Source organism: Providencia sp. 6390, from assembly GCF_058148425.1.
This window is the reverse complement of record NZ_JBYVYL010000004.1, coordinates 238,609-251,515: the sequence shown is the minus strand read 5'-3', so window position 1 is coordinate 251,515 and position 12,907 is coordinate 238,609. Positions and strand designations below refer to the sequence as shown.

9 protein-coding genes are annotated in these 12,907 nt (G+C 40.2%); 5 read left to right on the top strand and 4 right to left on the bottom strand.

Features of this window, described 5'->3' with window-relative positions; translation table 11 throughout:
• The first annotated feature begins 288 nt into the window (after window positions 1-288).
• Entirely contained in the window at window positions 289-1,158 is an 870-nt protein-coding gene (locus AC3Z9T_RS10815; protein WP_490126139.1) for a fructosamine kinase family protein, read from the top strand.
• Between the two features lie 45 nt (window positions 1,159-1,203).
• Here the strand turns inward: AC3Z9T_RS10815 and AC3Z9T_RS10810 are convergent, their stop codons facing one another.
• The gene (locus AC3Z9T_RS10810; RefSeq protein WP_490126138.1) at window positions 1,204-1,743 is read right to left on the bottom strand and encodes a YniB family protein; all 540 of its coding nucleotides are present in this window, start codon (window positions 1,741-1,743) and stop codon (window positions 1,204-1,206) included.
• A 249-nt stretch (window positions 1,744-1,992) separates the two neighbouring features.
• Here AC3Z9T_RS10810 and hxpB point away from each other — a divergent pair, with 249 nt between their 5' ends.
• From hxpB to AC3Z9T_RS10790, 4 genes are all read left to right on the top strand, one after another.
• Complete coding sequence (gene hxpB / locus AC3Z9T_RS10805) at window positions 1,993-2,658, top strand: hexitol phosphatase HxpB (RefSeq protein ID WP_490126137.1); 666 nt, start codon at window positions 1,993-1,995, stop codon at window positions 2,656-2,658.
• Between the two features lie 188 nt (window positions 2,659-2,846).
• Complete coding sequence (locus AC3Z9T_RS10800) at window positions 2,847-3,422, top strand: metal-dependent hydrolase (protein ID WP_490126136.1); 576 nt, start codon at window positions 2,847-2,849, stop codon at window positions 3,420-3,422.
• 180 nt (window positions 3,423-3,602) lie between these two features.
• Window positions 3,603-4,994 carry an L-cystine transporter gene (locus tag AC3Z9T_RS10795; RefSeq protein ID WP_490126135.1) on the top strand — a complete coding sequence of 464 codons (1,392 nt, stop codon included), beginning with the start codon at window positions 3,603-3,605 and terminating at the stop codon, window positions 4,992-4,994.
• 516 nt (window positions 4,995-5,510) lie between these two features.
• Window positions 5,511-5,789 (top strand): DinI-like family protein, encoded by a 279-nt coding sequence (locus AC3Z9T_RS10790; RefSeq protein WP_369113671.1) that lies wholly within the window; start codon window positions 5,511-5,513, stop codon window positions 5,787-5,789.
• A gap of 38 nt (window positions 5,790-5,827) precedes the next feature.
• Here AC3Z9T_RS10790 and AC3Z9T_RS10785 read toward each other — a convergent pair whose 3' ends face one another.
• The 3 genes from AC3Z9T_RS10785 to AC3Z9T_RS10775 all read right to left on the bottom strand — a co-directional run bounded on the left by AC3Z9T_RS10785 (window position 5,828) and on the right by AC3Z9T_RS10775 (window position 12,854).
• A complete protein-coding gene (locus tag AC3Z9T_RS10785) occupies window positions 5,828-7,285 on the bottom strand; it encodes a phage tail fiber protein (protein WP_490126134.1) in 1,458 nt (485 codons plus the stop codon).
• A 227-nt stretch (window positions 7,286-7,512) separates the two neighbouring features.
• The gene (locus AC3Z9T_RS10780) at window positions 7,513-8,625 is read right to left on the bottom strand and encodes a hypothetical protein (RefSeq protein WP_140183269.1); all 1,113 of its coding nucleotides are present in this window, start codon (window positions 8,623-8,625) and stop codon (window positions 7,513-7,515) included.
• The gene (locus tag AC3Z9T_RS10775) at window positions 8,622-12,854 is read right to left on the bottom strand and encodes a TipJ family phage tail tip protein (protein ID WP_490126133.1); all 4,233 of its coding nucleotides are present in this window, start codon (window positions 12,852-12,854) and stop codon (window positions 8,622-8,624) included. Before AC3Z9T_RS10775 ends, AC3Z9T_RS10780 begins: the two co-directional genes overlap by 4 nt.
• Between the last annotated feature and the right edge of the window lie 53 nt (window positions 12,855-12,907).

The following is a 12,907-nucleotide window of genomic DNA, read 5'->3' as shown; positions in this document are numbered from 1 at the left end:
TTAATTATATTCACATGAAAATATAGCAAATAATATTAATTATAATAAGTCATTATTTAATCTATTTTCTGTTGATTATTCATTTAAAATAAATAGTCATTTTTGAATATTTAATTATGATTAATTATCAGTAATAATTGCTTCATTATTGTTCTTAATCTAATGTTGCAGTAAGTCACTGATTTCGTGATAGGCTCTTCTTTTTAAATAATTATTGCTGTTAATTTCTAAACTGTCGCTATAGAATCGAGTTAGTGAAGACCAAAGCAGAGCAAAGCGAGGTGAGTCATGTGGCAAGCAATGTATCGTTTATTAAGCGAACACTTGGGTGAAGCAGAATTCCATAACAAAGAGATCCTTTCTGGGGGTGACATTCATCACACGATGAAAATCGATTATGGCCAACATACCATCTTTGTAAAACAGAACCTGCGCGAATTTTTACCTTTGTTTAAGCAAGAAGCTGAACAACTGGAAATGCTTGCTAAAAGTAGCACTATCACTATTCCCAAAGTTTATGGTGTAGGAAGTAATAAACATCATAGTTTTTTGCTCCTCGAATATTTTCCTCTCAAAAATTTTGACTCAACCAATGCATGGCGTTTTGGACAACAACTTGCCCACCTTCACCAATGGGAAGAACAACCAAGCTATGGTTTCGATTTTGACACTATGTTAGGCACTATCGTGCAACCAAATGGTTGGGAAAAGCGATGGAACTCTTTCTTTGCTGAGAAGCGTATTGGCTTGCAACTACAATTAGCCGCAGAAAAAGGTATGGTATTTGGTGATATTCAGCGGGTTGTCGACGTTGTTAAAGAATGTTTATCGGGCCATCAGCCACAGCCATCATTGCTACACGGCGATTTATGGCCAGCTAACTGTGCCATGACTACTGAAAATAATGGCCTTTTATATGATCCTGCTTGCTACTGGGGTGATAGGGAGTGTGACATCGCCATGCTTCCGCTCTACCACGAGTTACCAATACAAATCATTGATGGTTACCAAAGTGTATGGCCGCTACCCGCAGGGTTTATCGAAAGGCAGCCGATTTATCAACTCTATTACTTACTTTGCCAGTCAAATATCTTTGGCCTTGAAAAAAGTTATTTGCATGCACGCTCTATTATTGATGAATTACTTGGTGATAAGTGATAAATGCGTTGGCCCAACAGGTTTGCTGGGCCAATCAGCCATGACTTACCAATTCAGTAATTTCAAAGCAAAGTAAATTGCAACCCCTAACACAACCGGCCAAAAATAAAGAATAAAGAACTGGGTGAAAATAGTGTGACGAGGGATAGTGACTTTTGCCTCAAGTTCTTCTTTCGAAATATCATTACCCTTCGCTTTTTCTAAAATAACGTGATCTTCAAGGCTTTCACGAATAAATTTAATTTGTCGGTACATACGCAAACCTGAGGCACTCAGCGCTAGACCAACAAAAATAAAAATAAAGATCACCATAAAACCAATATTAGCCCCTGAAAAGCCCTCATTAACATGAGGCACAGGAGAGTTATTCCAAAATATGTTCAAAAATGGCGTACTTTGACGAGTCATTTCTGCCATAAGTTTGATAAAATCATTGGCTACTGCATTAATCCCTTCGCCTTCTAGCCCTTTCATGCCTGCAAGTTTTACCAATGAAGCTAAAGTTGAAATCAATGCCACAAGAAAAACAATCCAACCGAGTATACGTTTGCCGATTGCGACATAACTTGCAGTCTGGTAATTCATTATTAATCCTCAAAAATTTTCTTTATAACTAATCATAACTGAATTTTTGAAAAGCCACCAAATTTACATTGTTAAATAACACTCAAATAACTATTTTCAGATTATTTAACTCATTAATTATTCAAGCTATTAACAAAGAAAGCTGCTCAGATATATATAATCAGCTACTGACTTGCTACAATGCCTTGTCTCAATAAAAGGCTGGCCGTTACAAGTTGCCTTACAAAACGATATGAATGGAGTTTTGATATGTACCACAACTTATCCATCCAATCCGTTATTTTTGATATGGATGGCTTGCTGATTGATTCGGAGCCTTTTTGGGCACAAGCTGAACACGAAGTTTTTAGTCAATTAGGTTTAGATCTTTCTGTTGCTGATAAATTGCCTGATACATTAGGCTTACGTATCGACCATGTGGTTGAGCTTTGGTATCACGCTTCACCATGGCAAGATTATACCCTTAAACAAGTTGCACAAATGATTATTGACCGTGTAATTAGCCTTGTTGAAGAGCAACGCCCTCTCCTTTCAGGTGTGCACCATGCCCTTGAACTTTGCCGTTCGATGGATTTACGTATCGCTTTAGCTTCTGCGTCACCGCAATATATGCTAGAAAAAGTCCTGAATTTATTTGAAATTCGTGATTATTTTTCCGCTGTTGTTTCTGCCGCTGATCTACCGCACAGTAAACCACATCCTGAAGTTTATCTAAACGCGGCCGCCTTACTGGAAACGAAACCTATTCATTGTGTCTCATTAGAAGATTCATTCAATGGTATGATCGCGGCCAAAGCAGCTCGAATGCGTTCGATTGTTGTCCCAGATAAACAACACTTTAACGACCCACGTTGGGGTCTTGCAGATGTGAAATTATCTTCCCTTGATCAATTGACTGAAAAATACCTACGTTAATCATTATTTAGCGCCTTTTAACTCATCCCTATCATTTATTGATAGGGATAGAGCACAAAAGTATAAAACTCTAACGTTATCGACTAATAACTAAGAGTTTTTTTCATTTTTAGCCCTATCATATTCTTTTTAAACACTTTATACTCCCTACATAACTGTATAGATAAACAGATGGTAATTTATCCACCATGACCGCTGAAGGGCATCTGCTATTTTCTGTCGCCTCATTAGTAATGGCACATAAGCTAGAACTCACACCTGAGCTTGCTCAAGGTGATTGGCTGCATATGGTGCCTGGCGTGTTATTGGGTGCACTATTACCTGATATTGATCACCCTTCTTCTATACCTGGGCGGCTACTGCGTATCTTGTCATTACCTATTTCAAAGTTATGTGGCCATCGTGGCTTCACTCACAGCTTAGTTGCTTGGCTGTTACTTCTCATTACTTGTTATCAGTGGTTAACAGTACAATGGCCAATTCCAAATGATTTACTTCAAGCATTTTTACTTGGTTATATCAGTCATTTAATTGCAGATATGCTCACACCTTCAGGTGTACCTTTCTTATGGCCACTACCTATGCGCTTCTGTTTACCTATTTTGCGTGGTAAATCCAACAAACGTGCCGAACGCTTTATTGCTATCGCATTGACAGTTTGTGCTTGTTTGCTACCTGCCAGTTATCATTTTGACTTATATAGTCAATTTGAGGGCATTATAAAATATATTCATAATCAACTAGATACGCATAACTCAACATAAGTGTCAGTTTTGTAATATACTGTAAGCATTAATCATCATAAGTTATTACTTTTCAGTATAAGAATTGTCAATTATCTACTGATAACATATAACCAGTTGTTAGGATGAGCTAATCCCTTATAACCTTTAAGGTTTGCAGCGCTAATAACATAATTCAAAAAACTGCGATTGGAGTTCGGAATGAATATTCCTTTAATAATTAATGTGCTTGTCTTTATAGCACTGCTGGCACTGTTAGCAAAACTCGGGGCTAAGGGCTGGAGCCTGTCGAAAAAAGTATTAGTTGGTTTAGTTTTCGGTGTTGCCTACGGTGTTGTCCTACACCTAGTCTATGGCAACGGTCATCAAACAGTTAAAGACTCCATTCTTTGGTTTAATATCGTTGGTAATGGTTACGTACAGCTATTGCAAATGGTGATCATGCCGTTAGTTTTTGCTTCTATATTAAGCGCCGTCGCGCGTCTACATAAAGCGTCTTCTTTAGGTAAAATCAGTTTCTTGACAATTGGTACACTACTACTAACCACAGCTATTGCAGCACTGATTGGTATATTAATGGCTAACCTATTTGGGCTAACCGCAGAAGGCTTGGTTCAAGGACAACAAGAAACGGCTCGCCTAGACGCTATCCAAAGTAATTATGTTGGAAAGGTCTCAGACTTAACCGTTCCACAGCTAATTCTATCATTTATTCCTAAAAACCCATTTGCTGATTTGACTGGCGCTAGCCCAACTTCAATTATCAGTGTGGTTATTTTTGCTGCTTTCTTAGGTATTGCTGCTCTGCAATTATTCAAAGATGACAAAGAACGCGGTGAAAAAGCATTAGCTGCTATTGATGTATTGCAAGCATGGGCAATGAAGTTAGTACGTCTAGTGATGCGTTTAACACCTTATGGGGTTATGGCGCTGATGATCAAAGTAGTAGCAAGCTCTAATCTATCAGATATCATTAACCTAGGCACTTTTGTTATCGCTTCCTATGTCGCAATTGCATTAATGTTTATTGTTCATGGCATTTTTATTGCGGTAACTGGTTTAAGCCCAATTAAATTTTTCAAGAAAGCAGGTCCAGTGTTAACTTTTGCATTTACTAGTCGTTCAAGTGCTGCAAGTATTCCGTTAAACATTGAAACACAAACTCGTCGCTTTGGTGTTCCTGAATCTATTGCGAGTTTCTCTGCTTCATTTGGTGCAACAATCGGGCAAAATGGTTGTGCAGGTATCTACCCTGCCATGCTCGCTGTGATGGTAGCTCCTACTGTCGGGATCAACCCTTTTGACCCGCTATGGATTGCAACCTTAGTTGGTATCGTTACTGTAAGTTCTGCTGGCGTTGCTGGAGTGGGTGGTGGTGCGACCTTCGCTGCACTGATTGTACTCCCTGCGATGGGGCTACCAGTAACACTTGTTGCCTTACTCATTTCTGTTGAGCCGTTAATTGATATGGGCCGTACCGCATTAAACGTAAGTGGTTCGATGACCGCTGGTACTGTGACCAGCCAATTAATGGGCGAAACCGATAAAGCTATCTTTAACCAAGAAGATGATGCTGATTTGCAACACGTTTAATAACTGAAACTCTGTAGTTTACGAAGCCTGCGATAAAACGCAGGCTTTTTTGTCATAATAATTTAATTAAATATATTTATCGTATAGATAATTAAAAATAACAGAATTAACCTCTAAAAAGCCTTGCCAATAATTAATAATACGTAAGATAATATCGGCCGAGCAACGATTCTGGGCCTCCTGCCTATGTTGCGTCAGCCCGTTTTCTTCGGGTCTCTATTATTAAAACTGTTAATGGTTTTATATATGACAAATATTCATGCGGTAAGAATTGACTTAACCTGTTGATTCAAAGTTAATTTATCGCTAAAAATGAAGAATTTCATGTCACTAACCATCCCTTCTAATACATTGATTTATCTGTAACAACCAAATAGTTTTGGGGAACTGTTTTTTCTCAATCCCATAAAAAGTTAATAAAATTTCTTGATCTCCCGCGTCATTCTACTGTATATAATTACAGTTATATTGCACTGTATATAAAACCAGTTCATTTAATCTGAGAGGGGATGTTTTATGGTGACTATCAAGATCCGTTTTAACAGCAATAAGAAAGGCCAGCTACCAACAGGCACATTCGAAGCATTGAAAAATGAAGTAACAAAAAGATTAAGTGCTAAGTATTCTGATCTTAAAGTCGATATTAATTGGGGTGCTCAAGATAATTTATCGATTGATGGTCTTGGGAAAAATGAGAAGAAAACTTACATTGAAGAAACACTAGAAGAAATTTGGAATGATGGTGAGTGGCTTCCTGAAACCCAAGAAGCCGAAGTGGAATATTTTGATAAGTGATCTAGATGCGCCAACTACTCAAGCTGGCGCATTTGTATTTACTGCTCGCCTGTTTGTACTGCCTCCCTCTCCGCTTGCTCAGCTTCCAATTCAGCCATCTTAGCCTCTTCTTCAGCTTGCTTCTCTGCGGCTTCTTTTGCTAATCGCTCTGCTTCTGCTTGCTTGAGGTTGTAGATAGAATTCACTGGCATTTCGACACGCATGTCTATCCAGCGAGACTCAGGAACGTCACAAGGTTCGTAGTTTTCGAAGTAAATCGGCTGGCCATCTTCGTCAAAGTCTTTAATGCGTTTGTTCTGGAAACGCTCCGGCATCTCTGCATTTTGCTGATGGAAGACAAATAGCTCGATATCACCATCTTGTTTGACGTTGTAGTCAATGAGTATCATGTTTTTCCCGTTGTGGTCTTGAGGAATAACAAAGCCGTTATTGATACCCCATGCACCGTCTGCATTAAAGCCTACAACGCCTTTAATCAGGTAATGGCCAACACCAAGGTGCTTCATTTCAACGCCTTCTGACTCTTCGTTGAGTTCGATGTGGTCAGCAAAAACTTTCACAATCGGGGATGCGGCTTTTAAGTTGCCATTGGAGTCTTTAGTGGTATTTGTCACGTTATAGTTTTCAATCCATGCAGACCACACGTTCTCACCTCTAAATCTAGTCCCTATGCTGCCGTTAGCCTTTGCTTGAATTTGCAAAACCATGCCCGTTCCTGAGCCTCCGCCATTTCTGACCGCTGAAATGCAGGGTGAAGTTTGATTGAATGCATTCAATGAACCCGCCCCTGAAGCACCGTAAAATCCACTCGTTTCTAAGCTATTCATATCACCTACGGTTGGCGCAGTTGCTGCGACACTCGCAATAGCACCAATGCCAAAGTCTCGTACATGCATTAATGTCCCTGATTTATCTTGAAAGTAATGCTGATACCATGTCGAATCAGTTCTGTAATTGATAAACGGTTTTGGTACTGATGCCCCTGCTTTGAATTGCAACATGCTTGCATCTTTCCCAACAGTAAAATTTGTACCTGTAACAGATAAATCACCTGAAACTGTTCCACCTGTTTTATCAAGCTTCCCATCAAGCAACTTATCCCGCTCTGCTTCTGTGCGTGTTTTTCGCGTGGTTCCGTCGGGGAGTTTAACGTCAATCACGCCAGTTTCAGTCATGATGCGATTTTGTATATCGCTGAACTGTACGTTCGATACGTTCATTGCAACAATCGCGTTTGCTGCTGCTGAAATTGAATCCATTGTTGTTGTGAAAATAACGTATTTAGCGCCAGTTTGTGCTGTCGGGATTGGAAAGTTTAATGTTAGTTCTGTGTTCGACTGTATTGAGTGAATGCTGTTGTTATGAACAGTGTTGCCGATTTGAATCTGTATCATCTGCATTGGAAGTACAAGATTGATATTCTCTTTCCACTTAGTGCCCACTCCAATTAATTTTGTGCTATTTGCTGTCGTTGTGACTGTGCCGATGTTGTACATATTATTTCCTTGAAATTTGGACGTAAAAAAACCGCTAGAAGCGGCCTGTTTTGAATTGATTTTTATTTCATGCAATAGTGTTGCTTAAATTCACTTGCGTTAGATTGCTTCACAATAAATAAGCCTTCGCATACTTCATGAGTAATTAGAACTGGCGAATTACACGCAGAAATAAGCATGACTATTCCTGCGAATATCGCATACTTAATTTTTTTCATTATGTTTTCTCAGAATTTAAAATAATCGGCGGCGTCTAATATAATAATCGGAGCACTTGATCTGGCAATTGTGTAATTACCATGGTACCCCCTTCCCGCCCATGTATTAACTTCAAATAAACCCACCGTTGAGCTATTGAAATTGCCAATATTCAATGACCTGAATTGCGCACTCCCTCCATTGCTGGTAAATGTTTCACCATAAATCGACGGGCAATACATTGGCCTTTTAACATCTTTTATCGTGTAACCTGAGTTCACATTGATTTGATTTGCTGGGATTGTATAGGGGCGCGTTAACACTTTCATTGCAGAGCAGTATGTTGTCCTTCCGTTCATATCGCGAAGCTTTAAACCTGCTTTTCCTGCAATTGCCTCAAGGTCGGCTGGAGATTGATTAGCAAACGCTATCACATAATAATCTGCGGAAGTTCGCGTTGTCGTTGTTGGATCCCCTCTATTTCTGCTTACAAAATAATGGTCTATGTAAGTTGTTTGCTTGTCGTTTAGCACATAAAAATGGGTGATATAAGATTTAGCATCTTCACAATAAAAGAAATAAACAGCATTATTCATGTTTAAGCTAGGGTGTATTTCTGATGGCCTAAACATTCCGTTAATTCTTATTTTCTTTCGATGTATTGCATAAGCATAGCCAGTTGACGGTATTGGATTAAAAAATATATTGTTACCCATTATTTTCAAGCCTGCTTTACCCTGCGTTTTCATTGCCTCCATCGTTGGATATGCAAACACTTGAACATGATTGTTTGGTTCACCTGAATTCCTTGACTGTCTCAATCCTTTTATTGTGAGCTTGCGATCTCCGCTCAAGTTGAGATTAAATAAATCTTGTGTACCGCTAACATAGCGCCTATCGCCAGATTCCGTAAATGTAACCTCCGCTCGACCAGCCCCAGGAAACTGGACCTCATAGCCGGTTGGAATTGGATTCGGCAGCGTATATTGATATGTCAACCAACCGCCATCAGGCGTTAAGTTATACCTGTAGCTATTCACATAATCACTAAAAAGAATTGAGCCTGGTGCAGTGTTCTCATTGAAAACAAAGGCACTCCCATCTGATAAATCAACAATCTTTAAGCCTACAATTTCACTCACTTAAACACCCCCAGCTCAACGAAATAGATATCCCCTTTTTTTATGTAAACCCCTTGATTGTTTACCGTTGTAGAAAAATCATCAGCTTTACCATTAAATTCAAAAATACTATTTTCCATATCAATACGGGATCCCGTTTTATTTGGAACATAATTTTTTGAGCGCATATCAGTGCCAACAATGATTTTTTCAATTGTTGCTTTGTTAATAAGCGCATCGTTAATAAATACTTGTCCATTCTCAACGAAAAATACCGGTTCCAACTTTCCGCTTTTTGGATTGAAGATACCAAACGTGTCAGCACTAAAACCGATTTGCGTTGTAACTTGACCGTTTTTAACAATAGCACCTATCATCATTTGCGCTTCATAGTACTGACCGTTCACCATGACGGCATTTTTGATACTAAAAATCGATGAGGCATTCCCTTGGTGATCAACTTCCACTTTTGCCATCTGCTCAATCGCTGCTTGTGTTTCTCCGAATTGCGCTTTTAGCTGCGTTACATCTTGCGCATAAGCATGAAACTCATCAGCAACTACATTTTCAAGTTTAGTGATTGATGCTTGAGCACGTAGCAGTTGAGTGCTTTGATCATACTGCTGAGCAGATAGCTGCATAGTCGCTTCAGCTTGTGATGCATCTATGTCACTTTGTGTGCGTTGAATACTCGAAATGACAGCTTCATTGCTTTCAAAGCGTGACTGACTCTGCTCTTTGACTTCCGTTATCGCTTTTGTGTTGCTTGCGGTTGTTTCAGTTAATTTACCAATACTGGCTTGAGTATCATCGTACTGACTTTGTTGAGTTTGCTTAATCTGAGTTGTCGTTTCTTCTAGTGTTGCGATTGACTGTGTATTGTTTGTCACAGCAGCACTAACTTTCGATAGTTCCCCTTTGTTTTTATCAATTTCATCTTTGTTCGCGTTGATGTCTTTCCCGAGTTCTGCGCGCACTTGTTCTGTGCGCTCTGACTGTGCTTTGTCTTTCTCAGCGATGGACTTACGCACATCAATAAATTCAGCTTCTGACTGCTCATGTTGCGCTTTTACACTTTCAACTAATTGTGCAGTAGCTTTTTCATTTGTTGCTGTCGCTGTTGCAAGTCGAGTGACTTCTGCTTTCGTCTTCAGTAACTCTGAGTTAGTTTCATTAACTTGTGCAGTTGTCTGCATAATCGCTTCTGATACTGCAAACTCGATGTTAGTCAGTGACGTTTCAATGTTAGTAATGTAACCACGCATTTCTCCGAATTCTGCTGTCGTTGACTGCTCAAACTTCGCTTGTGCTTGTTTCAAGTCAACTGTCGCTGTTTCGACTGTAGTAACACGACTCTTGATGTCACCAACTTCTTTATTTGTCTCTCCTAATTCCGCTTTAACTTGACTAATTTGTTGAGCTGTCGCTTTCTCATAACTCGTTTGAGTATCTTTGATATTGAGAATTTCAGCAGCGTTATAGCTTACTTCAGCGCTGATTTTCTCTTGCCAGCGCGCGGCGGCCTCCCTATCAGTAACTTGCACTTGTTCAATGCGGAATATCTCAGCCTTGCGATCAGCAACTTCTTCTTTCAAGCTAAAATGTAATTCTGTAGTGAACTGAGTGTTCATCATTACTGCTTCGCTGACCGCTTCAACATCTCTGTCAATGCTGACAACTTTCTGCTTCACATCAATCGTGTCCAACTCAAGCTCTGCAATCGCTTCTTTGCTAAAGTCAATCTGCTCCTGCATCTGCTTGCCTGCTTCGGTGGAGAGGAAGGTGTCGCCAACCGCGTCCAGAATACCCTCAACATCCGTTGATGACTCACCTAAAACAACGCTCGTCCACTCTGACTGATTCCCGCTTTTATCAACTAAACGAGCACGGAAATAGAAGCGCGCACCTGCTTTAAGGCCAGACATGCGATACGATTTTAGCGGATAAGGTACATCAGCCAGCAGTTGCATAGATTCAACTGTGTTTTCAGATGAATATTGCAGTTCTGTTTTTAGCGTGTCGCTCGTGTTCGCATCAAAGCCCCAATTGAGAGTAATTCCCCAAACCTCAGAAGTAGCGCGTAAATTTAAGGGTTTTGGTGGATTACCTTCTTTTCCGTTGAGTTGAGTTTCTTCCGCATTAGCCCACACGCTGGAAATTTCAGACGCATTAATCGCCCGTACGCGAACTTGATAACGGCCTGCATAAATGCCATTAACTTCAAAACCCAGCGTTGATGTACGCGGGGCATTTATCCAGTTACCGTTGTCACGACGCCATTCCGCCTCATACGCAATCGCACTTTCAGCCGCTTCCCAATCAACCCGTAAAGTTGTAAATGCAATGCCTTGGTCTACTTGTGTGTATGAAGAAATACGCACATTTTTAGGCGCTGGCTGTACTTTGGGTGGTATAACGGTAATGGGTCTTTCGTCAATACGTGCCCCTGAATCAATGTGATCATAATTATCAGGATTGTGAATGGCTCCGCTGATAGTATAAGTATTATCTCCGTTATCACTGATATTAATGACACGGTATAACTGGATAGCTAAATCATCAGAATCAACCACCCATACTGCTTCTTTTTGCGGAATTTGTGAATACTCAACCGAAACAGTAACGACTTTTTGATTCACGGCCGTAACGGTTCGCCCTTCTGATCTGCCATCAGGCAAATTAACAATTAAACGGTCTCCAACTTTAATTGACGCTACTCTATCAAGCGTGATTTTACGACCTTCGACCGCTGAAATTCTCCCCCCGATTTGACGCCCAGCAAAATCTGAATCAGCTAAACCAATAATATGACCAGGAGATGGTATCGCACCCTCTAAACCTGTGGCAAAAGTAACTACGCGGTCATTTGAATTAACAAGTAAAACCCATCGACCACGACGATTTGCCTCACTTCTGCGAGTGCAACCAATCGCTGACAGATCTGTTTTACGCACTCCATATCTACGCTGAAGCTTTAAGTCAACAACGGCTTCAATGTCGTCACTGCTATGGTTTTCAGTGTTTGTGAATGAAACTAATGCTTGTGTATAGCGATTCTGGATGCTGCCGCCAGAGTAAGAAGGTTTGCCACCAACAATATTTGCGTTTGTGAATACTCTAAAAACAGGGTCAGGCATGTCAGCTATGACATTAACTTTGTTGTCAGCCCAATATGCCATTCCACGAAAAATAGCAGCAATATCACGAAGTACAGTGTATGCAGCTTCTTGTGATTGAAAATAAACGTCACACAGAAAGCGAGGTTCTTTACCATCGCCACCACGCCCATCAGGAACTAATTCATCACAATATTGTGCAATTTTATACAGATCCCATTTACTAATATTGGGTATCTTGATCCTATCTCCGCAGCCATATCTATTATGGATTGAGGCATCATAATAAATCCATGCTGGATTGTTCGTCGCAGAAAGTTTAAACGTTCCGTCCCACACCCCTGTATATGTGCGAGCAACTGGATCATAATTTGTTGGCACCCTGACCAGTATTCCCCCTCTGGGCCGTACGCTGATTTTAGGGATACGATTATTAAATTGGCGGGCGTTAAAAGTAACAAATAATAGTGCTGTGTTTGGATAGCGTAATTTCGCATCAATAACTTCAGTAATTGCTGCAATTGAAATTTTGTCTGCCATCCTTGCATTATTTTGGTTTTTAGTCAGTCGACGAACGCGAAGTTGCCAACCAGTATTCGCTTTTGGTAAATCAATTCGATGAGAACGTTGATACTCACTAGTTGTTTTGCCATCGAATGCAGATTTGATGATTTCTTTATAGCCTGCGCCGTCTGTCGATAGTTCTATAATGTAATCAATACGATACCCTGTCGTGTCACCGTTATCGTGCTGTTGCAACAATTGAGGAACAGAAAAGCGAACGCGAACTGCCGACAACTGAGTGTTGTTGATGTTTCTTACATACGGTTGATCATCTTTAAGCTCTATCCCCACAGCAATTTCATTATCAACCGAAGGGATGCCCTGAATATATTCTTGGTGTTCAGTGCCTGCACGAAACTCCCACGTCACCCCTTCAAAATTTTTAGAACCATCCGTATTCCCTATTGGCGTGTCATCAAGAAAAATACGTGTATCATCAATTCCACCAGCAATCTCACCTTCAGAGATAGCTAATAGAATTTTTGCGGTTGATTCGGATAGTAGGCTATCTTTTTGCTCAACAGGTGTCCGAGGTTTGGAACTACCCCCTTTAGCGCCTTGAATTCTCATATTTCACCCATAAAAAAAGCGGCTGTTAAGCCGCAATAGAAAAAAGCTGAAGT

Bases quoted from the DNA above. Each gene is read 5' to 3' on its own strand.
- AC3Z9T_RS10815 (WP_490126139.1), top strand. From the start codon at position 289: ATGTGGCAAGCAATGTATCGTTTATTAAGCGAACACTTGGGTGAAGCA.
- AC3Z9T_RS10810 (WP_490126138.1), bottom strand. From the start codon at position 1,743: ATGAATTACCAGACTGCAAGTTATGTCGCAATCGGCAAACGTATACTC.
- hxpB (WP_490126137.1), top strand. From the start codon at position 1,993: ATGTACCACAACTTATCCATCCAATCCGTTATTTTTGATATGGATGGC.
- AC3Z9T_RS10800 (WP_490126136.1), top strand. From the start codon at position 2,847: ATGACCGCTGAAGGGCATCTGCTATTTTCTGTCGCCTCATTAGTAATG.
- AC3Z9T_RS10795 (WP_490126135.1), top strand. From the start codon at position 3,603: ATGAATATTCCTTTAATAATTAATGTGCTTGTCTTTATAGCACTGCTG.
- AC3Z9T_RS10790 (WP_369113671.1), top strand. From the start codon at position 5,511: ATGGTGACTATCAAGATCCGTTTTAACAGCAATAAGAAAGGCCAGCTA.
- AC3Z9T_RS10785 (WP_490126134.1), bottom strand. From the start codon at position 7,285: ATGTACAACATCGGCACAGTCACAACGACAGCAAATAGCACAAAATTA.
- AC3Z9T_RS10775 (WP_490126133.1), bottom strand. From the start codon at position 12,854: ATGAGAATTCAAGGCGCTAAAGGGGGTAGTTCCAAACCTCGGACACCT.